26 protein-coding genes are annotated in these 20,957 nt (G+C 68.7%); 8 read left to right on the plus strand and 18 right to left on the minus strand.

Features of this window, described 5'->3' with window-relative positions; all coding sequences use genetic code 11:
• Nucleotides 1-22: 22 nt before the first annotated feature.
• The 3 genes from LTT66_RS26555 to LTT66_RS26565 form a co-directional block, all read right to left on the minus strand.
• Nucleotides 23-670: a nucleotidyltransferase domain-containing protein gene (locus LTT66_RS26555; protein WP_233061128.1), complete on the minus strand. Its 648-nt coding sequence runs from the start codon at nucleotides 668-670 to the stop codon at nucleotides 23-25.
• 54 nt (nucleotides 671-724) lie between these two features.
• The gene (locus LTT66_RS26560) at nucleotides 725-1,477 is read right to left on the minus strand and encodes a L,D-transpeptidase (RefSeq protein ID WP_233061130.1); all 753 of its coding nucleotides are present in this window, start codon (nucleotides 1,475-1,477) and stop codon (nucleotides 725-727) included.
• A 177-nt stretch (nucleotides 1,478-1,654) separates the two neighbouring features.
• Nucleotides 1,655-2,089: a winged helix-turn-helix transcriptional regulator gene (locus LTT66_RS26565; RefSeq protein WP_269821974.1), complete on the minus strand. Its 435-nt coding sequence runs from the start codon at nucleotides 2,087-2,089 to the stop codon at nucleotides 1,655-1,657.
• Between the two features lie 66 nt (nucleotides 2,090-2,155).
• Here LTT66_RS26565 and LTT66_RS26570 point away from each other — a divergent pair, with 66 nt between their 5' ends.
• On the plus strand, nucleotides 2,156-3,058 hold the full coding sequence (locus LTT66_RS26570) for an NADP-dependent oxidoreductase (RefSeq protein ID WP_233061132.1): 903 nt from the start codon (nucleotides 2,156-2,158) through the stop codon (nucleotides 3,056-3,058).
• A gap of 36 nt (nucleotides 3,059-3,094) precedes the next feature.
• On the opposite strand, the gene LTT66_RS26575 is transcribed toward LTT66_RS26570, so the two are convergent.
• A complete protein-coding gene (locus LTT66_RS26575) occupies nucleotides 3,095-3,754 on the minus strand; it encodes a cyclodeaminase/cyclohydrolase family protein (protein ID WP_195064117.1) in 660 nt (219 codons plus the stop codon).
• A 151-nt stretch (nucleotides 3,755-3,905) separates the two neighbouring features.
• Here LTT66_RS26575 and LTT66_RS26580 point away from each other — a divergent pair, with 151 nt between their 5' ends.
• A complete protein-coding gene (locus LTT66_RS26580; protein WP_195064116.1) occupies nucleotides 3,906-4,943 on the plus strand; it encodes an LLM class F420-dependent oxidoreductase in 1,038 nt (345 codons plus the stop codon).
• A gap of 49 nt (nucleotides 4,944-4,992) precedes the next feature.
• Here the strand turns inward: LTT66_RS26580 and LTT66_RS26585 are convergent, their stop codons facing one another.
• On the minus strand, nucleotides 4,993-5,331 hold the full coding sequence (locus LTT66_RS26585) for an STAS domain-containing protein (protein WP_181723876.1): 339 nt from the start codon (nucleotides 5,329-5,331) through the stop codon (nucleotides 4,993-4,995).
• Between the two features lie 270 nt (nucleotides 5,332-5,601).
• Entirely contained in the window at nucleotides 5,602-6,441 is an 840-nt protein-coding gene (locus LTT66_RS26590; protein WP_233061134.1) for a class I SAM-dependent methyltransferase, read from the minus strand.
• A 71-nt stretch (nucleotides 6,442-6,512) separates the two neighbouring features.
• Between LTT66_RS26590 and LTT66_RS26595 the strand changes: the two genes are divergently transcribed.
• The gene (locus tag LTT66_RS26595; RefSeq protein WP_233061135.1) at nucleotides 6,513-7,115 is read left to right on the plus strand and encodes a TetR/AcrR family transcriptional regulator; all 603 of its coding nucleotides are present in this window, start codon (nucleotides 6,513-6,515) and stop codon (nucleotides 7,113-7,115) included.
• A 151-nt stretch (nucleotides 7,116-7,266) separates the two neighbouring features.
• On the opposite strand, the gene LTT66_RS26600 is transcribed toward LTT66_RS26595, so the two are convergent.
• The gene (locus LTT66_RS26600) at nucleotides 7,267-7,482 is read right to left on the minus strand and encodes a hypothetical protein (protein ID WP_228826866.1); all 216 of its coding nucleotides are present in this window, start codon (nucleotides 7,480-7,482) and stop codon (nucleotides 7,267-7,269) included.
• 471 nt (nucleotides 7,483-7,953) lie between these two features.
• Here LTT66_RS26600 and LTT66_RS26605 point away from each other — a divergent pair, with 471 nt between their 5' ends.
• Complete coding sequence (locus LTT66_RS26605) at nucleotides 7,954-8,283, plus strand: hypothetical protein (protein ID WP_233061137.1); 330 nt, start codon at nucleotides 7,954-7,956, stop codon at nucleotides 8,281-8,283.
• Nucleotides 8,284-8,334: 51 nt separating this feature from the next.
• Here the strand turns inward: LTT66_RS26605 and LTT66_RS26610 are convergent, their stop codons facing one another.
• Both LTT66_RS26610 and LTT66_RS26615 read right to left on the minus strand, forming a co-directional pair.
• Complete coding sequence (locus LTT66_RS26610) at nucleotides 8,335-8,943, minus strand: malonic semialdehyde reductase (RefSeq protein ID WP_233061139.1); 609 nt, start codon at nucleotides 8,941-8,943, stop codon at nucleotides 8,335-8,337.
• A gap of 38 nt (nucleotides 8,944-8,981) precedes the next feature.
• The gene (locus LTT66_RS26615) at nucleotides 8,982-9,401 is read right to left on the minus strand and encodes a nuclear transport factor 2 family protein (protein WP_233061141.1); all 420 of its coding nucleotides are present in this window, start codon (nucleotides 9,399-9,401) and stop codon (nucleotides 8,982-8,984) included.
• A 173-nt stretch (nucleotides 9,402-9,574) separates the two neighbouring features.
• Here LTT66_RS26615 and LTT66_RS26620 point away from each other — a divergent pair, with 173 nt between their 5' ends.
• Both LTT66_RS26620 and LTT66_RS26625 read left to right on the plus strand, forming a co-directional pair.
• Nucleotides 9,575-10,357, plus strand: coding sequence for an SDR family NAD(P)-dependent oxidoreductase (locus LTT66_RS26620; RefSeq protein WP_195105056.1), 783 nt, complete (start codon nucleotides 9,575-9,577; stop codon nucleotides 10,355-10,357).
• 78 nt (nucleotides 10,358-10,435) lie between these two features.
• Nucleotides 10,436-10,855 carry an acetyl-CoA carboxylase biotin carboxyl carrier protein gene (locus tag LTT66_RS26625; protein WP_233061143.1) on the plus strand — a complete coding sequence of 140 codons (420 nt, stop codon included), beginning with the start codon at nucleotides 10,436-10,438 and terminating at the stop codon, nucleotides 10,853-10,855.
• 8 nt (nucleotides 10,856-10,863) lie between these two features.
• On the opposite strand, the gene LTT66_RS26630 is transcribed toward LTT66_RS26625, so the two are convergent.
• On the minus strand, nucleotides 10,864-11,253 hold the full coding sequence (locus LTT66_RS26630; RefSeq protein WP_233061144.1) for a lipocalin-like domain-containing protein: 390 nt from the start codon (nucleotides 11,251-11,253) through the stop codon (nucleotides 10,864-10,866).
• 29 nt (nucleotides 11,254-11,282) lie between these two features.
• Nucleotides 11,283-11,777 carry a luciferase domain-containing protein gene (locus LTT66_RS26635; protein ID WP_233061146.1) on the minus strand — a complete coding sequence of 165 codons (495 nt, stop codon included), beginning with the start codon at nucleotides 11,775-11,777 and terminating at the stop codon, nucleotides 11,283-11,285.
• Between the two features lie 102 nt (nucleotides 11,778-11,879).
• Here LTT66_RS26635 and LTT66_RS26640 point away from each other — a divergent pair, with 102 nt between their 5' ends.
• A complete protein-coding gene (locus LTT66_RS26640; RefSeq protein WP_233061148.1) occupies nucleotides 11,880-12,254 on the plus strand; it encodes a winged helix-turn-helix transcriptional regulator in 375 nt (124 codons plus the stop codon).
• A 104-nt stretch (nucleotides 12,255-12,358) separates the two neighbouring features.
• Here the strand turns inward: LTT66_RS26640 and LTT66_RS26645 are convergent, their stop codons facing one another.
• The 7 genes from LTT66_RS26645 to LTT66_RS26675 all read right to left on the minus strand — a co-directional run bounded on the left by LTT66_RS26645 (nucleotide 12,359) and on the right by LTT66_RS26675 (nucleotide 19,056).
• Nucleotides 12,359-13,120, minus strand: a complete 762-nt coding sequence (locus LTT66_RS26645) for an alpha/beta fold hydrolase (protein WP_195105074.1) — start codon at nucleotides 13,118-13,120, stop codon at nucleotides 12,359-12,361.
• Nucleotides 13,121-13,122: 2 nt separating this feature from the next.
• Nucleotides 13,123-14,385 (minus strand): FAD-dependent oxidoreductase, encoded by a 1,263-nt coding sequence (locus LTT66_RS26650; protein WP_233061149.1) that lies wholly within the window; start codon nucleotides 14,383-14,385, stop codon nucleotides 13,123-13,125.
• Nucleotides 14,373-15,299, minus strand: coding sequence for an MBL fold metallo-hydrolase (locus LTT66_RS26655; RefSeq protein WP_233061151.1), 927 nt, complete (start codon nucleotides 15,297-15,299; stop codon nucleotides 14,373-14,375). Before LTT66_RS26655 ends, LTT66_RS26650 begins: the two co-directional genes overlap by 13 nt.
• Nucleotides 15,296-16,234 carry an aromatase/cyclase gene (locus LTT66_RS26660; protein WP_233061153.1) on the minus strand — a complete coding sequence of 313 codons (939 nt, stop codon included), beginning with the start codon at nucleotides 16,232-16,234 and terminating at the stop codon, nucleotides 15,296-15,298. The genes LTT66_RS26655 and LTT66_RS26660 overlap by 4 nt, the downstream gene beginning before the upstream one ends.
• 67 nt (nucleotides 16,235-16,301) lie before the next feature.
• Entirely contained in the window at nucleotides 16,302-16,556 is a 255-nt protein-coding gene (locus tag LTT66_RS26665) for an acyl carrier protein (RefSeq protein ID WP_220135886.1), read from the minus strand.
• Nucleotides 16,553-17,791: a ketosynthase chain-length factor gene (locus LTT66_RS26670; RefSeq protein ID WP_233061155.1), complete on the minus strand. Its 1,239-nt coding sequence runs from the start codon at nucleotides 17,789-17,791 to the stop codon at nucleotides 16,553-16,555. Before LTT66_RS26670 ends, LTT66_RS26665 begins: the two co-directional genes overlap by 4 nt.
• Entirely contained in the window at nucleotides 17,788-19,056 is a 1,269-nt protein-coding gene (locus LTT66_RS26675) for a beta-ketoacyl-[acyl-carrier-protein] synthase family protein (protein ID WP_233061157.1), read from the minus strand. Before LTT66_RS26675 ends, LTT66_RS26670 begins: the two co-directional genes overlap by 4 nt.
• Before the next feature lie 199 nt (nucleotides 19,057-19,255).
• On the opposite strand from LTT66_RS26675, the gene accA reads away from it, so the two are divergent.
• A complete protein-coding gene (gene accA, locus LTT66_RS26680; protein WP_233069409.1) occupies nucleotides 19,256-20,947 on the plus strand; it encodes an acetyl-CoA carboxylase carboxyl transferase subunit alpha in 1,692 nt (563 codons plus the stop codon).
• Nucleotides 20,948-20,957 lie beyond the last annotated feature (10 nt).

Consider the following 20,957-nt stretch of genomic DNA (forward strand, 5'->3'; position numbering starts at 1 on the left):
TGCGGCGGCTTCGAGGTTGGCGTTACCGCAACAGAGTCAGCCATTCGTGCTGCGGATAGTGGTCGGCGACGTACGTCCGGATCGTGGTGCGCTGGGCGGCGTCGAGCTTCGGCCAGGTCCGCTCGAGATCCGCGCGGTCCTTCGGTCTGGCCTGCTTGACCTTGAAGATCAGAACGAACTCGGCGTTGAGGTACCGGACGCCGTCGCCGGCGATCCAGGTCACCTCGTCGAGCGGTGCGACCATGGAACGATCGCGCCGGTTGACCCACGCGCCGTCCTGGCCGGGATTGAGCAAGAGGTCGATCAGCCACGGTGACCGTGCGTCGGCCCGCAGCCAGACCTGGTCGGCGCTGTCGGCCACGTCGGGGAAGCGGTCGTCGACGGGGCGGATGCCGTCCGGTCCCGCCGACCAGATGTGCAGGCGGCCTCGCGCCGCGGTGCGCAGGGCGGGCAGATCGGCGCGGAACATCGCGACGTCGATATCGCTGTGTTCGCGCCGGGTTCCGGTGAACGCGTCGATCGCCCAACCCCCGGCGACCCACCATGGGGCGGCGATGTCGCCGAGGATCTCGCCGACATCGGTCGGCGTGACCGATGCCCAAGAACCCCAAAGGTTTCGGAACTCCGCCTCTGCCGCATCAGGCGGCGGTGAAATCGGAAACTCGCGCACGCAGTGCCCTCCCCTCGGTTACGTCTTCCGACGCTACCCGGAGGAGGGCGGCACTCACCAATGCGTGACAACCGGGTCGCCGATGCCGATCGTGTGATAGACCCATTCGGCGTCATCGGGGGCGAGGTTGATGCAGCCGTGGCTGACGTTCGCGTAACCTTGCTGGTCCACCGACCATGGGGCCGAGTGGATGAAAACGCCGCCCCACGTGAGGCGTTCGGCGAACTCGCCGTTGATGATGTAGCCCTCCGGCGAGCTCAGCGGAATGCCGATGGTGCGGGAGTCGAACACGATCGAACGGAATTTCTCCAGAACCGGCCAGGTGCCGGTCGGCGTTCGGTACCCCGGCTTGCCCATGGAGGCGGGCATGGTCCGGACGACCGTGCCGCCCACGGTGACCGTGAACGTATGCGCCGACATGTCAGCGTCGCCGAAAACGCCCGCGTTGGTTCGGAATTCCGTGCGCGTTCCGCCGACCGAGACGAGGATGGCGGCGTCGGCGGGCAGGAACCCGGTCGGCGTCCATACCACTTCGCGATCGTCGGTCCACGCGAAAGTGCCCGGCAGTGGTCGGGTAGTTCTGATGTCGATGGACTGTTCCGTCTGTGCGCGATCCGTGACAGGCGCGGCGAAACGAATGGTCACGGGATGAGCCACGCCCACCACCTGGCCGTTCGCGGGTCCGATCGCCGCCACCGGAGATGTCGATGGCTTTCCGATCATCGTCGCTGCCGCCGCGCCCGACCAGAACGCGGCCAGTGCCACGATCACGGTCGCGAGGAACAGGTACCGAATGGCGCTCCTCATGGCGTCCACCCCTTCGAGATGGTGTGGTAGGCAAGGAACATCTTAGGCCCACATGATCAACTCGGCCACGGATAGAACTGGTCCGCGGTCCGGTTGTGATCGGGCACGCCCACCACAGACCGCGTACCCGGTCGGGAGCGGTCGAAACGGGGCTGCGCCACGGAGTGCGATGATCCGTCAGAGGGAGGGGCCGGCGGGCAGCGGTTCCGGTTCGGTCGCCGCTCGCGCGTCGAACTCCGCTCGCGCGGTGAGGATTCGGTCCTGATGCTCGACAGCCCACACGCCCATCGCGTGACTGAGCGCGCCGATGCTCTTGCCGAGTTCGGTGAGCGAATACTCCACTCTCGGCGGCACCGTGGGGTAGACCGCGCGGCGCACCAAACCCTCGCGCTCCAGGTTGCGCAGCGTTCGAGTGAGCATCTTCTGGGTGATGCCGTCCAGGCGGCGGCGTAACTCGTTGAAGCGGATCGGCCTGTCGTGGTCACGCAGGACGCTCAGGACCAGCATCACCCACTTGTCGGCGAGGACGGCCAAGACCTCCCGCGCGGGGCAGTGGTGCAAATAGCTCTCGACCAGGCCGGCAGTTCCGGACCGGTCACAGACAGTATCCATCGGGTACCTCGATATCAGAAAGGTGCCTTCTATCGAAAAGGTACCAGGTGCCCGCAGAATCGGTGCATGCTCGCAATCAGGCAGTACACGTTCGGTGGTCCGGAAGTGCTCGAAGTGGCCGAAGTCGATCGGCCGCGCCCCGGCCCAGGAGAGGTGCTGGTGCGGGTCGCCGCGACCAGCGTCAACGCGGCCGACTGGAAAGTGCGCGCCGGACTGGTCGGAAAGCTCGGCGACCCACCGCTGACCCTGGGGCTCGACGTGTCGGGTGTCGTCGACGAACTCGGTCCCGGCGTGGACCGGTTCGCGGTCGGAGATCCGGTGTACGGCATGGTGTTCGGCGGCGCCAACGCGGAATACGTAGTGGCGCAGGCCCACACGCTGGCGCCGAAGCCGAGGAACGTCGACCTTGTCCAGGCCGCCGCACTGCCGACGGCAGCGCTGACCGCATGGCAGGCCCTTGCCGCGCTCGGCGCCGGGCAGCGTGTGCTGGTGCACGCGGCCGCGGGAGGCGTCGGGCATCTGGCGGTGCAGATCGCGAAGCATCGCGGGGCGTTCGTGATCGGCACCGCGCGTGCGGTCAACCACGGATACCTGCGCGGGCTCGGCGCCGACGAGGTGATCGATTACACTGCAGTCGATTTCGGGTCCGTGGCGCGCGACGTCGACCTCGTATTGGATCTGGTGGGCGGCGAGTACGGATCTCGCTCGCTCCCGGTGCTCGGTCCGCACGGCAGGCTGATCGACACCCAGGGCTCGGACGCGGAAGCCGACCCGCGCTACGAGCGTTTCTATGTCGAACCCGCCGGGGTGTCACTGCGGGAGATCACCACGATGGTCGAGCGTGGTCATCTCCAGGCGACGATCGACCGGGTACTGCCGCTCTCGGAAGCGGCGCAGGCGCACCGGCTCAGCGAAGCCGGGCGAGTGCGCGGCAAGATCGTGCTGGTCGCGTGGAATCCGCCCGCCTGAGCACCCGAGTCCACCGGCGAGGCGGCGATCGCGGAACTATTTGCGAACGGCATGCACGACGTCGGCGTGCAGGGCGTCCGCCCGCGCGGTGAGCTCGTCGACCCGCATCAGGACCGGGGCGAACCGGTCGCCCTCGGCGGCGGGCAGCGACGCCACGTTGATCTCGATGTTGAGCTGCGAGGTGGTCGCGGCGGCGCGGCACGCGGCGGCGGCCGCGCCGATGTCGGTGACGACGTTCGGGTTCCCGATCGGGAACAGCTCCGCGGCCAGCGACAACACCTCGTCGGCCTCGTCGATGACCGCGGCGGGCACGCGGGCGGCCTCGATCAGCGCCGCATTGATCGCGGCGGTGCGGGCGGCGAGGTCCTCCGGTGTTTCCTTCGGCAGCTTGTAGGCGGCGCCGACGGCCGTGAACGCGGCGGCGTCGGCGTCGGCCAGCGCGAGAGCGCGCCCGCGGGCCTCGTCGGCGGCCTCGATGATCCGGTCGACCACCGGGCGGTTCTCGGCATCCTTGGCGCGCGTGGTGTAGCGCGCGACCATCGCCACCAGCGCGGCCGCCTGCGCGGCGTGTAATGCGGCCACCGCGCCGCCGCCCGGTGCGGGAAGCTTGGCGGCCAGATCGCTCAGATACTGCGCGAGGGTGACCTCGCCGAAGGACGGCGCAGTTTCCGTGGACGACGTGCTGGTCTGCGACACGGGGATATTGCCTTTCGTTCTGCGGCGAGGACCGGACTACCAGAAGAACGCTACCCCGTGGCGCGGATCGCTCGGTCGCGACCACGCCTTGCGCGGCCTTCGCATGTGGCCGGTGCGCGCCCGAACCCTGCTCGCCGTTATGTTGAGTGCCATGCGGATCGGATTGAGCATCAACTACTCGGGGGGCTTCAAAGAGGCGGCCGCCGAAGTCGCCGACCTCGAGCGGGCGGGCCTGGATGTCGTGTTCGTGCCCGAGGCGTACTCGTTCGACGCCGTGAGCGCGCTCGGCTACCTGGCCGCAAAGACCACCCGCTTGCAGCTGGCGTCGGGCATCTTGCAGATCTACACCCGCACCCCCAGCCTGACCGCGATGACCGCGGCGGGTCTGGACTTCGTCTCCGACGGGCGCTTCGTGCTCGGGCTGGGCGCCTCGGGCCCGCAGGTGATCGAGGGCTTCCACGGCGTGCCCTACGACGCGCCGATCGGCCGCACCCGGGAACTGGTGGAGATCTGCCGGAAGGTGTGGCGGCGCGAGCGCCTGGAATACCAGGGCAAGCACTACCAGATTCCGCTGCCCGCCGGGCAGGGCACGGGACTCGGCAAGCCGCTCAAGCTGATCAACCACCCGGTGCGCGAGCGCGTCCCGGTGCTGCTGGCCGCGCTCGGCCCGAAGAACGTGGAGCTGGCCGCCGAGATCGCCGAGGGCTGGCAGCCGATCTTCTTCCTGCCGGAGAAGGCGCAGCAGGTGTGGGGCGACTCGTTGGCCGCGGGTCTGGCGAAGCGTGACCCGGTCCTGGGCGAGCTGGACGTGTACGCGGGTCCGGCGCTGGCCATCGGCGACAACGTCGAGCCGCTGCTGGAGTTCGTGAAGCCGCATCTGGCGCTGTACATCGGCGGCATGGGCGCCAAGGGTAAGAATTTCTACCACGCCCTCGCGACGAAGTACGGCTACGGCGCCGAGGCGGACCGCATCCAGGAGCTGTACCTGGCAGGGGAGAAGGAGGCCGCCACCAAGGCGGTCCCCGATCAGCTGGTCCGGGACATCTCGCTGGTCGGCTCGGCGGGCTACGTCAAGGAGCGGGTCGCGGCGTTCAAAGAGGCGGGTGTCACGGTTTTGAACGTGGTCCCGATGGCGGCGACCGCCGCCGAGCGCGTGAAGCTGATCGAGCAGTTGCGCGAACTGGTGTGAGACATGCCGCTGCCGCCGTCGCTCGATGCGACGGCGGCAGCGGCTCGGGTCATCTCTGCCGGAGCGCCGCCAACGCGGCGTCCAGCGTCGAATGCAGCGCGAACACCTGGTCCAGGCTGGTCATCTTCAGCTGTCGGCTGGTCGCCGGGCCCTCGGCGACGACCGCGATCGCGGTGGTCGCGCCCGCGCGCTGGTGGGCTGCCACGAGCGTCGCCATGCCCGCCGAGGCGAGGAAGCTGACCGCGGTGAGGTCGATGATCAAGGCCGCGGGTTTGCCGCTGAGAATGGCATCGATCGCGTTCTCCAGCGCGGGGGCTGTCGCCAGATCGACCTCGCCGGCCACCGTCAGCACTGTCGCGCCGTCGTGCGCCGCGACCGTGGTGGTCATCGTGTCCGCGAGGGGATACGCGTCTCCGGAAGTGTTGGTCACCCCACCACCACACACAAATAGCAGCGAATCCGCAACCTCGGAGTGTTCATAGACTCCAACGATACGTTGATGTCGCGATGCACGCGGAGGTCGCGGCGATGGCGGATGACGATGCTCACGCACGACAGGGGCGGCTCCACCGGTCAGGGCGGACATCGCCTCCGCCACCTCCATCAGCGACGCGCGCACGTAGCAAACAGAGCCGACTCGCCGGTCGAGGTGCGGCCGTCAGGAAGCGCCAGCGCCAGCGCCTGCGCGGGCGGCGGTGGCGGCCAGGGTGGTGTAGTCCATCGTGAAGGACCCGCCCAGAGAGTCGATGGCGTTGCCGACCGCGTCCAGTATCTCGGTCAGCTGATCAGGACGGAGTCGGGTGAGGCCACCTGTGGTGGGGAGAAACTTCAGCCATTGGTCGCGTGTATAGGACTGCTGCCAGTCGAATCGCCACTGTTCAGGATCTCCGAATTGTCCGGTCTCGCGGATCTGGTCGGCGATTTTCGTGTATCCCGCTCGGTAGAGCTCGAGGGGACGTCGAGCCGGTTGGCCGCTGAGCGGGGAGTCCGGCGCCACCCGCCGGTAGGCGGCGGCGAACGGTTCTGCCACCTCGGCGGGTGGCTCGTACACGTGACCGAAGATCGCCAGCCGTCCCCCCGGACGCAGCACGGCTGCCGCCTTCGCGGTGCCGGCGACCGGGTCCACCCAATGCCACGACTGAGCGGCGATGACCGCATCGAACATCCGGTCGCCGGGCTGCCACGCCTCGAAGGTCGCCGCCTCGACCCGCAGGCCGCGGGCTCGCGCGAAGTCGGCCATCCGCACATCGGGTTCCACGCCGAGCACCGTGCACCCCGCGGCCTGGAACTGACCGGCCGCGATGCCGGTACCGCAGCCGACGTCGAGCACGTCCGTCCCGGGAGTCTCGGCGAGGATTCGCGCCACCAATGCGTCGGGGTAACCGGGCCGGGCCTGGTCGTAGCGCTGTGCGTCCACGCCGAACGACACGGCCATCCGCTGGAACTGCCCCGGCTGCGCTGGGGAGGGTTCTGGTTGCTCCGGCGATATTATGGGCATGCGCCCACTTTAGTGGGCGCATGCCCACTGAGCAATAATGCCGGTGACTCGACGCCGGAGAGGATCTGTGAGTGCCGACTGGGGTGCACCTTCGCGATGCGCGGCAGCAATTGTTCGACGCTGCCGAGCGTGTGCTGCTGCGTGCGGGGCCGAACGGGCTGACCAGCCGGGCGGTGACCGGGGAGGCGGGGTGTGCCAAAGGCGTTCTGCATCGGCATTTCACCGACTTCGACGCTTTTCTCGCCGATCTTGTGCTCGACCGGGCTGCGCGGCTCGAGGCGCGGGGGAGTGCGTTGCGCGCGTGCGCGGGCGCCGGTACGGTGGCCGCCAATCTGAGCAGTGCGTTGATCGATCTGTTGGGGCCGGTGGCGATGGCGATCATTCCGTTGATCACCTTCCGTGACGAGTTGCGGGCACGACTGCGTCAGGCCAGGCCGGGTGGCGGGATGGCGATTCTCGCCGAGGTGACGTCCGCGATCTGCGCGTATTTGACCGATGAGCGGGAATTGGGCCGTATCGCCGCTGATGCCGACCTGGAGTCACTCACTTTGTCCTTGGTCGGTGGGGGGCATCTGTTGTTCACCGATCGTGACTGCGGCCTGCCGGCTGCGTCGGCGGTGGAAAAGTTCGTGGCGGCGGTCATCTCCGACGCTGTGCGACGACGACCGGCCTGAGCATCTTCCAGCAACAGCTGCCACTGGGCTTCCCGACCACACCGCCGGTCGAACCCGATCGAGCTGACCGTGGTGCACGAACCCTTGCGCGCCGCGATCGCGGCGCGCTGCGACAAATTGACCGCGCGGTGAGACCCCCTGCTGCTCTGGGTTACGGGCTCGGCTGGGGCACGTTGCAATCGGTGATCTTGGGATTGAGGCCCAGGTAATTCAGTGGACCGGCGAGTACCGTCAGGGCAATCGACCCGAAGCCGGCGCAGTTGATCGGACCTCTGTCGAAATAATCGCGTTGACCTGCCGCGATCAGGCCGATGATCAACCAGGCCAAGATCAACAGGCTCCCGAGGCTCATGTTCTTCACGTGCATCGCTGCGGTCCTTCTCGCGTCGGTGAGCCGATTATGCGGCCTCGCGGGCGACGCGCCCGCAACTTCGAAGCCGATCGCGTGCCGCGAACGCGATCGGTTTCGAGGCTCTTGCTAACGATTCGATAAACGACCGCTATGAGTTTGCTGCGCAATAGGTGCTGATTCGCTTCGCCGAGGATGGCCACCGTTCCCGCTCAGCGGACGCATTGCCGAGAAAGGTCACGGTCCGGTATCGGCGGCGGGAAGGAGATCGGTGTGATGCGGGCAACGTATTCCAGCCGTAGCGTACGAAGCAGACTGATTCGCAGTTGGTCGCCAGCCGACTCCGATTCGATACCGATCGCGGTGCCGGGCGGAGGAATCGTTCCCCGGCATCGTGGCCCGAAGACCCCGAAGAAGGCGATCGTTGACCGAGGCTCCCGCCGCGGGATCGCAAACCCGGTCGACACCAACGGCCGCCTGGAGGACACCATGGTCACCAGAGTTTCCGCCGATGTATCGAACAACGACAGGTCAGGGCTCGGCCTCGGCTGGAGCCCCGCGCACCGCGCCTCGACGCGGCAGCAGCAGACCGGTGCCGACGACGACCTCGCGCCACTGGGTGTGCCGGCCGTCGTCGTGGGCGCCGTGCTGCTGCTCGTCGGGCTTACCGCATCGGGATTGTTGAGCGGATGGGTTCGCGAGTACGGCCTGCTCCTTGTCGCCGTCTACGCGGGGTACATGGTGCTCGCCGCCGCACTGAGCGGCTGGGGCACGCACATGATCTACAAACGCCGCACCGGCGTGCAGGGCCGCGAGTGACGCGCTGGTCTCGGCTCGAAGTGCCCGGCTCCGGTCGCCCGCACTGCCGCCCTAGACCGTGCTGACCACCTCGTCGTAGTCCAGTCGCGGTGAACGCGGGAACCACGCGCTCGGTCCCGGCTTGCCGATATTGACCACGACGAGGCCGGTGTGGTTTCCGTCCGGGAAGAAGTCCTTGTCCAGGCCGGGGCCGTCGAAACCGTTCATCGGGCCCGCCGCCAAGCCAGCTGCTCGGATGCCGAGGATGAAGTAGCCGATCTGGATCAAGGTGTTGGCGCGCGCGGACTCGGCGCGTTGATCCGGATCGGCGAAGTAGTCCTTGGCCTCGGGGGCGTGCGGGAACACCTTGGGCAGGTTCTCGTGGAAGTTCAGGTCGGCCGCCAGGATCGCCGACAGCGGCGCGGCGGCGGTTTTCGGCTTGTTGTTGTCGATCATGTGGGTGACCAGCCTGGCGCGAGCCTCGGCGCTGCGCACCAGAACGATCCGCAGCGGTTGCTGATTCATCGATGTGGGGCCGTATTTGACCAGTTCGTAGATCTCGCGGATCTGTTCGTCGGTGACCGGCTCATCGGTGAAGGTGTTCGCCGTGCGAGCATCCCGGAACAACAGGTCCTGGGCGTCGGCGGCGAGCGTGAGCAGGGCTGGCTGAACGGGGTTCACGTGGGTTCTCCTCGAATAGTGTTCGGGAACAATCGAAATCAGTCGTGGACGACGCGCCGCGACCGGGTCAGTAACGCGCCGTCGACGTGGACCAGCACGTCGTGCACGACGCAGCTCGGCGCGATCTCCGGCTTGCAGTTCGGGCGGATCTTGACCACCAGGCAGTAGGCGGTGGACACGATGGTTCCGTCGTCCTGCGGCTGTAGGTTGATCATGTTGAACCAATGCCTGCGCTGCATCGGGTCGGTCTCGAAGCGCTTGTGGAACTCGACCAGGTCCGCGATGATGCCCGCTCTGGTGCGGGCGGGCGGGATGCCCGGCGTGTGCTCGAACTCGGCGTCCTCGGTGAAGGTCGCGGCGTAGCCGGGGATATCGCGGCTGTCCAGCCGCTGCATCTGCTCGGCGTAGAACTGCTGGACCTGGGCGTACAACTCGGTGCGGCTTGCGACGGTGGTCATGGTTGCTCCTGTGGGTGCGGCGGGGCTCGGCTGCACGCCACAGTGGCCGACGCCGCTAGAGCCTCGGTTGAGCCGTGACTGGCCACCGGCGGTTGACCGGATCTATAGGACGCCGGTCGACCCTGGTGATCGAAGAGCCCGGCGAGTTCGGAAGATCTACCGATGGAGGAGTCATGGCGGAAAATCGGCGCGTCGCGCTGGTCACCGGAGCGACCAGCGGAATGGGCCTGGAGATCACCAAAAGCCTGGCGGCCCAGGGCATCGCGGTGTTCCTCTGCGCCCGCGATCAGCAGCGGGTGACCGACACGGTGAAAAGCCTGCAGGACGAGGGGCACGAGGTGGACGGCACAATCTGCGATGTCGCCGACGCCGCGCAGGTACGCGAGTACGTCGACGCGGGTGTGCGGCGCTACGGCCCGATCGACATCCTGATCAACAACGCGGGCCGCAGCGGCGGCGGCGTCACCGCCAGCGTGAGCGACGAACTGTGGTTCGACGTGATCAACACCAATCTCAACAGCGTGTTCCTGATGACCAAGGCGGTGCTGAACGCGGGCGGCATGCTCGAACGCGGCAGCGGACGGATCGTCAACATCGCTTCCACGGGAGGCAAACAGGGCGTCGTGCACGGCGCTCCGTACTCCGCGTCCAAGCATGGGGTGGTCGGGTTCACCAAGGCGCTCGGGCTCGAACTGGCCAAGACCGGCATCACGGTCAACGCCGTATGCCCCGGTTTCGTGGAGACGCCGATGGCCGAGCGCGTGCGCGAGGTCTACTCCGGGCTGTGGGGTGTCGACACCGACGAGGTGCACGCCCGGGTCAGCGCGCGGGTACCGATCGGTCGCTACGTGCAACCGTTCGAGGTGGCGGCGATGGTCGACTACCTGATCGGTCCGGGCGCGGGCGCGGTCACCGCGCAGGCGCTGAACGTCTGTGGCGGTCTCGGTAATTACTGACAAGGAGCGACGGCAATGACCGCAGTGGACGAAAACACCGCCGATGCCCCGGCCACGGGGCACGAGGACTATCTCCGGGTGCTGGAGGCGATCCAGACCGGCGCGTTGCGATTGCTCGCGGGTTTCCCGCAGCAGCCGAGCGCGCTGCGATTCCAGGTGGGGGAGGTGACGGTCGAGGCCGAATGGCAGGCCGCCGTCCCGGCACTCCCCGCGGCGGCTGCGGTGGAAGCCGTTGCCGTCCCGGATGGTCCGGCGCTCGGCGCGGTCGTGCGCGCGCCCAGTGTCGGCGTGTTCTATCGGTGCCCTGAGCCGGGCGCGGATCCGTTCGTCGAGGTCGGTGACCGGGTGAGCGCCGGGCAGCAGATCGCCATCGTCGAGGCGATGAAGCTGATGATCCCGGTGACCGCCCAGACGGGCGGGGAGATCACCGGGATACTCAAGGAAGACAACGAACCGGTTCAATTCGATGAGCCTTTGTTTTCGTACTCTCCGGAATGACCACATGGTCAGGCGGGCGGACCGCTGCGGCGCCAGGTGAGCACCCGCCGCTGGGTCCGCCCGCCGACCTGGGCGGAGCCGATGAGCGTGAGCACATCGCCGTTCAGCGACATCTGCCGCACCTGCTCGGTCTGCGCCCACGCGGGGTTGGAGCAGACGCTGATCGCGTGCACCACCTCGGTGCCGGACCGCCACCACGTGCCGGCGTAGCCCATGAACGGGTTCGCGCCCGGGGCTCCGTCCGTGCGCATCATGCTCACCGACATGTAGCCGTGCGCGCTGTAGATCAACAGTCCGCGCGGCGAGTCGCCGAGTGGCCCCCGGCTGGTCGTGTTCTGCTCGTCGATGTCGTAGTAGGACAACAGTTCCCAGGTGCCCACAAGATCGGTTGCGTTCATGGCACCGACGATGGCGGCAGCCGCTCTAATCACGCTGTAGCCGCGTGGCGGGCGAAACCGTGACTGATCCGCACCAGCTGCCAGACGACGTCCAGCTCCGTACGGTCGCGCGGCCCGTAGACCATCACTACCGTCCCGGGCAGGTAGCCCTGCCGGGTCATCGGATGCGGTTCGGCCCAGCCCTGCCGGATCGCCTGTGCCACGACGTCTTCCGGCAGGCACGTGTGCAGACTGCCGTCGCCGCGCCCGTGCAGGTGGGCGAATTCGGTGCCCGCGAGGTACGCCTCGGCGGGCCCCTTGGACATCGTGGGCCGCAGGTGCAGGGCGCGGGTGTCGGGCAGGGATACTCCGCTGTGGCCGAGCAGAACGCCGTCGAGCGTGCTCATCCGCGACCACAGTTCCTCTTGCAGTTCGGCGGGTGCGATCTGGCTGAGCTGCTGGTGCGGATTGTGCTCGCGGGTGCTGGGCCGATCGCCGGAGCGGCGCGGTAGGTCCAGGCGTCCGGCCACCGTTGTCGTCGTCATGACAATGCTCCCTTCGGATTTCGCGTGTGCGCGAATCTGGGAACAGACTACTTTCCAAAGTATAGTAGTAACCAAGGGGAAAGTGACTTACCGGGAGGACGTATGACTACCGCGCCTGAAACGCCCATCGACCCCTGTCCGATCACGCCGGTCATCGACCTGGTGTTCGGCCGCTGGTCCACCCAGGTCCTCTGGGTTCTCATCCACGACGGCAGGCTGCGCTTCACCGAACTGCAACAGCGAATTCCCGGCCTGACCCCCAAAGTCCTCACCCAGCGCCTCCGTCAGCTCGAACGCGACGGCCTGGTCGCGCGCACCTATCACCCCGAGGTTCCGCCGCGCGTCGAGTACGAGGCGACCCCGCTCGCCGCGACGCTGACTCCGGTGTTCGGCAGCATCGTGGCCTGGTCCGGCGAACACCTCGGCGAGGTGCTCGCCGCGCGCGCCGCCTATGACGCCGCCGGGTCTGCGGGCTGATCCCTCGGCTTCCGGCCGGCACGGAGGGACGCCGAGCGCAGTTGCGCTACGGCGTCACCGTCCGATCGGTATCGAAACCCCCGTTGTGCACAGCAGCCGGACGTTCACGGCGCCGGTGCTGGTCGAGCGGAGAGCTCGAGCAGGCATCCGGCCAATTCACGCGGCATTGTGATCATGCAGTCGTGCCCGGTGGGGAGCACGTGGAGCCGGTCGGGGGGCAGGTCGGCGGGCGGCAAGGTGCGGGGCATGGCCGCGCGCATCGCTTTGAAGTCCTCGCCGCCTTCACCGCAGTGGACGTGGGTCACCGGAATCGCGGCCAGCGCCGCAGGATCGGTCAAGGTCATCGGCTGCTGGAAGGTCTTCAGCGATTGCGGTGTCTGCATGGACGCCACCCAGCCGAGGTCGGGTTCCTCCGTGACCCCGTACAGCCCGCCGTCGCCCGACGGTTCGGTTTGCGGCGGCACCCTCCAGCCGTCGCCGGTGGCGGCCGCCGCGGCGGCGAACGCCTCGACCATGCCGGGCATGATGTCGGCCACCGCTTCGCCGTCGCGGGGCACGAAGGTATCGATGTAGACGAGTTCGGCGATGCGGTCCGGCACGGCGTCGGCCAGGGCGGTGACGACGATGCCGCCGTAACTGTGCCCGACCAGGACGACACCGGTCAGGTCCTCGGAGGTGACCAGATCGATCAGATCCCGCACGTGGGTGTCGAGGCCGACGTCCGCGGTGAGCAGGTCCGCGCGGTCGCCGAGACCGACCAGCGAAGGGGCCAGGACGCGATGGCCCGCGCCTTCGAGCAGAGGGGTCACCCGCTGCCAGACCCATCCGCCATGGAAGGCGCCGTGGATGAGCAAGTAGGTCGACATGTTCAGTTCTCCCTGAGTTTCGTGCGGGCCGAGGTGGTTTCGGTCGAAGTGACCGCGGGCGGCACCGGCTCGGGGCGGACACCGAGGCCGATCACCCGGGCCACCAGCCGGGGCAGGCGCGGGAAACGGCGGAGCAGCCGGACCAGCAGCGGGCTGTCGGTTCCCGCCCGTCCCGCGCTGGGGTAGAGGTCGGCCAGCAGACGCAATTGCGCGAATTGCACCACGCGCATGGGGAATTCGCGGCGGCGCTGGATGGCGCGCAGCTGGGCTGTGGTCACAGTCGCGCCCGTGGTGAGAATCGGCGCCAGCAGCCGGGCGGCCGCGATGGCATCCTGCACGGCCAGATTGATCCCGACTCCGCCGGCCGGGGACATCGCGTGCGCCGCGTCCCCGATCGCCACCAGCCCCGGCCGGTACCAGCGGCGCAGCCGGTCCACCCGCACGTCGAGCGGCTTCACGTCGCTCCAATCCGAGATCTCCGCGTCCAGATACGGCGCGAGCGCAGGATAGATGGCGGCCAGATCCGCGCGGAACCGCGCCAGCCCCGCGGTCCGGATGGTCGCGAAGCCGCCCTTCGGAATCATGTAGGCGACCTGAAGATAATCTCCGCGATCGATACAGACGATGAAGAACCCTTTCCCGCTGCGCACGGTGGGCAGGCGTTCGCCCTCGGGTTTGCTCACCCGGAACCACAGCACGTCCATCGGCGCCGCGCTGGCGGCGACCTCGAGCAGGCCCGACCTGCGCACGATCGAGTGCCGTCCGTCAGCCGCGATCACCAGGTCGGCGGTGATCCGCAGGGGTCCGTCCGGGGTCCGGGCGCGTGCGCCGACCACCGTGCCGTCGCGCTCGACCAGCTCGGTGACCTCCGCCTCCTGGACGAGGCGGAAGCCGGGGTAGCGGCGGGCGGCCTCGGCGAGGAAATTCAGCACGTCCCACTGCGGCATGAACGCCACGAACGGAAAGGGCCCTGGCAGAGCGCTGAAGTCCGCGAACACCACCGGACCGGTGGCGGTCGCCATCGGCAGCTGAGGTAGCTCGACATGCGGCAGCGCCAGGAACTCCTCGGCCAAGCCGAGTTCGTTCATCGCCAGCAGCGTCGAGGTGTGCACCGTGTCGCCGCGGAAATCCCGCAGGAAATCCGGATGCTTCTCCAGTACGAGCACGTCCACGCCGGAGCGCGCCAGCAGCAGTCCCGTCATCAGTCCGGCGGGGCCACCGCCGATCACGCAGACCCGCACCGATACGGTGCTCAGGCCAGGCACGCCGGCACCTGCCCGCCGTTGTAGAGCACCATCTCGTCGAAGATCGCCAGCACGTCCAATGGCTCGCCGAGCCGGCCGCCGCTCAGTTCCGCGTCCGCGCGATACAGGTTGCCGACCAACCGCTCCTGATCGACCAGTTCGGCGAACTCGCCGTGGTCGGCCTCCAGCGCGATGGCCAGCGGCGTCAGACCGAGCGCGCGTCCCTCCTCCGCCAGATCCTGTACCCAGCGCAGGTACCGCAGCGTCTGGTCGAAGATCTCCGGCCCGGTGACCGGGCCGTGCCCGGCGACGACCGTCTCCGCGCCCAGCGCGGCCAGCCGCCGGACCGCCGTGATCGAACCGCTGATCGACCCCATCAGGCAGAACGGCGCCGCGCCCGCCATCACCAGATCCCCGGCGAACAGCACGCGCTGCTCGGGCAGCCACGCCACCACGTCATTGGTGGTGTGCGCGGCGGTCCCGAAGTGGATGAGCTCCACCCGGCGCTCGCCCTGGTGCAAGGTGAGGTGATAGCTGAACGTGATGCTCGGCAACGTGACCCGCGCATCGCCCCATTCGACGTCGGGCCACAGCTTGGTCAGCGCCAGCCCGGTCTCGATCATCTCGGGCCGGATCCGGTCGTGGCCGATAACGACGGCGGTCGGCCCGAACAGGTGGTTGCCGAAGTTGTGGTCGCCGTGGTGGTGGGTGTTCACGACGGTGCGTGCCGGGCCGGTACCCAACCCGTCGACGAACTCGACAAGGGCCCGGGTGCGTGCCTCCGTCGCCAGCGTGTCGATCACCACCGCGCCGTCCGGCCCGGTCAGCACCCCGGCGTTGCTGACACACCAGCCGCCACGGCTGTGTGTGTAGGCGTAGACGCCGTCGGCGACCTCGTGCACGCGCGGTGTGGCCGCCGTGTCGGTGGCTGTCATGTCGGCGACTTCGTCGTCGCGGCGTAGCGCTCCGCGCACCGCAGCGTATTGCGGCTGTTGCTCGACAGCGCCTCGGTGAGATATGCGCGGGCGTCGGCGAGATCGGTGGTCGCACCGAGTATCTCGCGCGCGGCCGCCGGATTGATCGCCACGGTGTGCCGTGCGGTCACCATGGCGCCGTCCGGCCCGTCGGCGAATTCCCAAGCGCCGCTGTGGCCGAACAGTATCGCGGGCGGAACCAGCTGCTTGTAATCGATCCGATCGCCGGGGAAGCACACCCGGATCGACCTGGTGGTGTGCGCAATCCCGCCCGCGGTCACCGTATCCATCTCCATCAGCTGCACGCCCTCGGCCTCCTCGGTGAGCTCGATGCGGCCGACGTGCGGCACCTGCTCGGGCCAGCGTTCACTGTGGTAGACGAAGTCGTACGCCTCGGCGGCCGAGCACTCCAGCGGCACCGTGTCCTGGAAGGTGTGGATCACCTCTTGTACCGGGTGGCCGAGTTCGGCGATGCGGGCCAGCGCCGCGAGCTCGGTCTCGCTGTTGCGGTCCACCGACGCGGCGACCTGCTCGGGTTCGACACCGTCCACCACCGTGAAGTGGTGATCCAGCGTCACTTTCGTCGTGCCAGGACCGATCTCGCGGAACGACCAGCCGCCGCCCATCGAGGCGATCGGCGCCTGGCTGCGTTCCTGCTCGAAGGCGATGCGGCGCTGCCCGGCGTCCAGCACCCGCCGCGACGTCCAGTTCTTCACCGCGCCACCCACGGTCGCCCACAGCCGGAAGCGCTCCTCGTCCGGCCCGCGGTGCAGGTGGCGCACCAGCACACTCGGCTCGAAGATCACCGGCCATCTGGTCACGTCGGCGACCAGGTCGTAGACGACCTGGGGCGCGGCGTGCACCACCTTGGTGTGGCTCATCACGCTGGTGTTCATGCTCTGTCCTCCTCGGCGGGTGCGGGCCTCGCGTGGTCACACGCGCTGCCGCCCTCGGGCCTGACGCTCACGCCGCGCCCCGCAGCTGGGCGTTCACGATGTCGACCAGCTCTTGTGGCGTCTTGACCTCGATGAGCTGCTCCTCCGGGATCGTGACGCCGAAGTCGCGCTGAATCCGCGCCGCGGTCTCGATGAGCGCGAGCGAGTCGTAGCCCAGCTCCTCGAATTCCGCGGCGGCGATGTCGCCGTCGAGTTCGGCGAGGTCCTCGCCGCCCGCGCAGTCCACGAGAATCCGGCGTAGTTCGGTGATGGTCATGGTCATGATTCGCTCCCTGGGAGTACTCGGTCGGATACGGCGCGCACGACGACCGCGGAGTTGAAGCCCCAGCGCCCGCGGGCCAGGACGAGCGCACCGCCGACCGTGGCGGTGCGCGGGGCGCCGAGGACCAGATCGATCCGGTAGTTCTCGGCGAGCGTGGTGGTGTGAGCGGTCGGCGGGATGACCGAGTCGCGCATCGCCAGTAGCGCGGTCACGATGTCGAGCGGGCCCGCGCCGGAGAACAGGCGCCCGGTCAGCGGTTTCGACGCGGTGACCGGAACGCCGCCGGGCCCGAACATCGCCTCGATGGTGGCGGCCTCGTCGCCGTCGCGGTCGGGTATGCCGGAGGCGTCGGCGAACACCACATCGATGTCACCGGGCGTCATCCCGGCGTCGGCCAGCGCGAGTTCGGCGGCGCGGCGCAGACCCGACGGGCGCGCCGAACCTGGCGGCGGATCGAATGTCGAGGCGTATCCGGCGATTTCGCCGTACACCTTCGGAACACCACGGGCCCGCGCCGCGGCGGCGTCCTCGACCACCAGCATCGCGCCGCCCTCACCGGGCACATACCCGGCGGCGGCGGCGTCGAACGGCAGGTAGGCGCGTTCGGGGTCGGTCGCGGTGCTCACCGCACCGCTGGACACGTGCGAGGCCCAGCCCCACGGATCCAGCGCCGAATCGACGCCACCGGTGACCACCAGCGGCGTCCCGCGTCGCACGGTGCGGCGCGCGTGGCCGATCGCGTCCAGCCCGCCGGCCTGCTCGGCGACCAAGGCGCTGCTCGGCCCGCGCATGCCGTGCCGGATGGAGATCTGGCCGGTGTTCACCGCGTAGAACCACGCGAAGGACTCGTACACGCTGACGTGCCCGGAGCCCAGCGACCACAGCTTGTTGAACTCCCGGTGCGTGAATTCGAAGCCGCCGGAGGCGTTTCCGGTCACCACGCCCATGTCGTAGTCGGTCATCGTCGCGGTGTCGACCTTCGCGTCGTCCAGCGCCCACTGCGCGGTGACCAGCGCCATCCGGGTGGAGATGTCGGTCTGCGGCAGCAGTCGGCTCGGCAGGTGCTCGCCGGCGTCGAAATCGGTCACCTGGCCGGCGAGGCGCGCCGCCGAGCGGCTGCTGTCGAACCGGGTGAGCGGCGCGATGCCGCCGCGACCGGCCAGCACGGCATCCCAGAAACGCTCCACGCCGACGCCGTTCGGCGCGAGCACACCGATTCCGGTCACCAGCATCATGCCGCCACCGCCTCGGCCTTGCGCAGCACCATCGCGCTCTGGAATCCGCCGAAGCCGCTGCCCACGCTGAGCACCGTGTTCATCCGGTGGTCCCGGGCGACCAGCGGAACGTAGTCCAGATCGCACTCCGGGTCGGGCTCGTGCAGGTTCGCCGTCGGCGGCACCACCTGGTATTCCAGCGCCAGCAGCGAGGCGGCGATCTCGACCGATCCGATCGCGCCGAGCGAGTGCCCGACCATGGACTTGATCGAGCTCATCGGCGTGGCGTAGGCGTGCGCGCCGAGACTGCGCTTCACCGCGGCGGTCTCGTGCCGGTCGTTCTGCCTGGTGCCCGAACCGTGCGCGTTGATGTAGTCCACCCCGGTGGGGTCGATCCTGGATTCGTCGAGCGCGACCCGGATCGCCTCGGCCATCTCGCGACCGTCCGCCTTGAGGCCCGTCATGTGATAGGCGTTGCAGCGAGTCGCGTAGCCGGAGATCTCGGCGTAGATGTGCGCGCCGCGCTTGCGGGCGCTCTCGTATTCCTCCAGCACGAACATCGCGGCGCCCTCGGCGAGGACGAACCCGTTACGCGAGTTGTCGAACGGCCGCGAGGCCACTTCCGCCTCGTCGTTGCGCGGTGTGGTCGCCTTGATCGCGTCGAAGCAGGCCACCACGATCGGGGTGATGGGGGTGTCCGATGCGCCGGCCACCATGACATCGGCCGAGCCCTCACGGATCAGCTGCACCGCGTGCCCGACCGAGTCCAGTCCCGACGTGCACCCGTTGGAGACCATCGCCACGGGTCCCTCCGCCCCCACGCTCCAGGCCACCTCCGCGGGCATCACGCTGGGGATCATGTAGTCGAACATGTGCGGGGAGAGATACGTCTCGTCGACCAGCCAGTTCTTGCCGGAGTCCGACAGCACCAGGTATTCACGCTCCAGGCTGGTGGCCGCAGCGACCGCACTGCCGAGGCTCACGCCGAGCCGGTGCGGATCGACCGCCGCGAAGTCGAGCCCGCTGTCGGCCACCGCCTCCCGCGCGCAGACCACGGCGAACTGCACCGCACGGTCCATGCGCCGAATCTCCCTGGGCGACAAACCTTCCCGCACCGGATCGAAGTCCGCTTCGCCGGCCACCTGGGACCGGTACGGCGAGGCGTCGAAGAACGAGATCCGGCGCGTCGCGGTACGGCCTTCCGACAAAAGCTTCCAGAACTCGTCCTTGCCCGACCCGCCGGGCGCGCGGACCCCGAGCCCGGTGACGACAACGCGGCGGCTCATCGCGTACCACCGGATGCTGTGGTGTTCATGGCGATTCTCCCTTCGATGGTGTGATCGAGCATCGAGGACGTCCCTCGAACATCGCTCGAGCGAACGAATCGAGTTGTTCTCGAGCGGCGGGGTGCACGCTGTCGTTGTGATCGCCCGGCCGGCGCTGCCCGGATCGATCACCCGTTCCCCGAGCAAGGAGACACGCGTGATGAAGTCAGCACACGGCCGAGATGACGCCGCCGCGGACTGGGTGCTCTGCCCGGCATGCCTGATCCCGCTGTACGGCAAACGGTTCGCCCGCGACCTCGGCGTCTGCGGCGAATGCGGCAGGCACACGCCGATCACCGCCGAACAGCGCGCCGGGCAGCTCGCCGATGAGGGACGCTTCGAGCCGCTGCCGGTCGCTGCCACCGACGATGACCCGCTGACCTTCACCGACACCAAGTCCTACCGGGATCGGCTGGCCGCCGCGCGCGCTCGCACCGGGATGCACGACGCGGTGCTGTGCGCGCTGGCCGCGATCGAAGGCAGGCCGGTGGTGATCGCCGCCATGGACTTCCGCTTCCTGGGCGGCAGTCTCGGCATCGCGGTGGGCGAGATGATCACCGCTGCCGCCGAAACCGCGCTGGTCCGGCGTATCCCGCTGATCATCGTCACCGCCTCGGGCGGCGCCCGGATGCAGGAGGGGCCGCTGTCGCTGATGCAGATGGCCAAGACCAGCGCGGCGCTGGAGCAGCTGGACCGGGCGGGCATTCTCACCGTCAGTGTGATCACCGATCCCACCTACGGCGGCGTCGCGGCCTCCTTCGCCACGCTCTCCGACGTGCTGATCGCCGAGCCGGGTGCGCGTCTCGGGTTCGCCGGGCGCCGGGTGATCGAGCAGACTATCCGGCAGGATTTGCCGCCGAAGTTCCAGACCGCCGAATTCCTGCTGGAACGCGGGCTGATCGATATGATCGTGCCGCGTGCCGGCCTGCGGCAGGCGCTCGGCGCGCTGCTGCGGGCCGCGGGCCCGGTCGATCCGGCCGAGCCCCTCGTGCCCGCGGACGCGGGAGTGATCACCGATCCGGCCCGCGTTCCCGCGACCGATCCCTGGACGCAGGTCCGCCGCGCACGGGCCCCGCAGCGACCGACCGCGCTCGATTACTTCGCACTCGCTTTCGACGAGTTCCGCGAGTTGTGCGGCGACCGGATCTCGGGCGACTGCGCCGCGGTGGTGGGCGGAACGGCGTGGCTGGGCGGGCGACCGGTGATGGTGATCGGCCACCAGAAGGGACACGATCCGAAGGAGCTGATGGAACGCAACTTCGGCATGCCGACCCCGGCCGGCTATCGCAAGGCGGCGCGGCTCATGCGGCTCGCCGAGAAGCTCGGGCTGCCCGTCATCACCTTGATCGACACGCCCGGCGCGTACCCGGGCGCGACCGCCGAGGAGCAGGGGCAGGCGATCGTCATCGCGGAGAACATTCGTTTGATGTCCGCACTACGGGTGCCGGTGATCAGTGTGGTGATCGGCGAAGGCGGCAGCGGCGGGGCTTTGGCGCTCGGTGTGGCCAACCGGGTGCTGATGTTCGCGAACGGGACGTACTCGGTGATCAGCTCGGAGGGTTGCGCGGCGATCGTATGGAACGACCCTGCGGCCGCGCCCCTGGCCGCGGCCGCGCTGGCGCTCACCGCGCGTGACCTCCTGCGTCTCGGGGTGGTCGACGCGGTACTGCCCGAGCCGGGTGACGACGTGGGCGCGGCTCCTGTGGCCGCGGCCGAGCAGTTGCACCGCGCTCTGGTCGCGACCCTCGGCGAGCTGGCAGGGCGCAGCGGTGCGGAGCTGGCCGACGAGCGGCGCGCCCGCTTCCGGCGGTTCGGTGCGCGGCAGCAGGTCCTGGTCCGGTCGGTCGCGTAGGAGTAGCGCC

This window comes from Nocardia gipuzkoensis, from assembly GCF_021183645.1.
Taxonomy (GTDB): domain Bacteria; phylum Actinomycetota; class Actinomycetes; order Mycobacteriales; family Mycobacteriaceae; genus Nocardia; species Nocardia abscessus.

Coding starts and splice junctions, on each gene's coding strand:
- LTT66_RS26560 (WP_233061130.1), bottom strand. CDS start 1,477: ATGAGGAGCGCCATTCGGTACCTGTTCCTCGCGACCGTGATCGTGGCA.
- LTT66_RS26565 (WP_269821974.1), bottom strand. CDS start 2,089: ATGGATACTGTCTGTGACCGGTCCGGAACTGCCGGCCTGGTCGAGAGC.
- LTT66_RS26570 (WP_233061132.1), top strand. CDS start 2,156: ATGCTCGCAATCAGGCAGTACACGTTCGGTGGTCCGGAAGTGCTCGAA.
- LTT66_RS26580 (WP_195064116.1), top strand. CDS start 3,906: ATGCGGATCGGATTGAGCATCAACTACTCGGGGGGCTTCAAAGAGGCG.
- LTT66_RS26585 (WP_181723876.1), bottom strand. CDS start 5,331: ATGACCACCACGGTCGCGGCGCACGACGGCGCGACAGTGCTGACGGTG.
- LTT66_RS26590 (WP_233061134.1), bottom strand. CDS start 6,441: ATGCCCATAATATCGCCGGAGCAACCAGAACCCTCCCCAGCGCAGCCG.
- LTT66_RS26600 (WP_228826866.1), bottom strand. CDS start 7,482: ATGCACGTGAAGAACATGAGCCTCGGGAGCCTGTTGATCTTGGCCTGG.
- LTT66_RS26605 (WP_233061137.1), top strand. CDS start 7,954: ATGGTCACCAGAGTTTCCGCCGATGTATCGAACAACGACAGGTCAGGG.
- LTT66_RS26615 (WP_233061141.1), bottom strand. CDS start 9,401: ATGACCACCGTCGCAAGCCGCACCGAGTTGTACGCCCAGGTCCAGCAG.
- LTT66_RS26620 (WP_195105056.1), top strand. CDS start 9,575: ATGGCGGAAAATCGGCGCGTCGCGCTGGTCACCGGAGCGACCAGCGGA.
- LTT66_RS26630 (WP_233061144.1), bottom strand. CDS start 11,253: ATGAACGCAACCGATCTTGTGGGCACCTGGGAACTGTTGTCCTACTAC.
- LTT66_RS26635 (WP_233061146.1), bottom strand. CDS start 11,777: ATGACGACGACAACGGTGGCCGGACGCCTGGACCTACCGCGCCGCTCC.
- LTT66_RS26640 (WP_233061148.1), top strand. CDS start 11,880: ATGACTACCGCGCCTGAAACGCCCATCGACCCCTGTCCGATCACGCCG.
- LTT66_RS26645 (WP_195105074.1), bottom strand. CDS start 13,120: ATGTCGACCTACTTGCTCATCCACGGCGCCTTCCATGGCGGATGGGTC.
- LTT66_RS26655 (WP_233061151.1), bottom strand. CDS start 15,299: ATGACAGCCACCGACACGGCGGCCACACCGCGCGTGCACGAGGTCGCC.
- LTT66_RS26660 (WP_233061153.1), bottom strand. CDS start 16,234: ATGAACACCAGCGTGATGAGCCACACCAAGGTGGTGCACGCCGCGCCC.
- LTT66_RS26665 (WP_220135886.1), bottom strand. CDS start 16,556: ATGACCATGACCATCACCGAACTACGCCGGATTCTCGTGGACTGCGCG.
- LTT66_RS26670 (WP_233061155.1), bottom strand. CDS start 17,791: ATGATGCTGGTGACCGGAATCGGTGTGCTCGCGCCGAACGGCGTCGGC.
- LTT66_RS26675 (WP_233061157.1), bottom strand. CDS start 19,056: ATGAGCCGCCGCGTTGTCGTCACCGGGCTCGGGGTCCGCGCGCCCGGC.
- accA (WP_233069409.1), top strand. CDS start 19,256: ATGAAGTCAGCACACGGCCGAGATGACGCCGCCGCGGACTGGGTGCTC.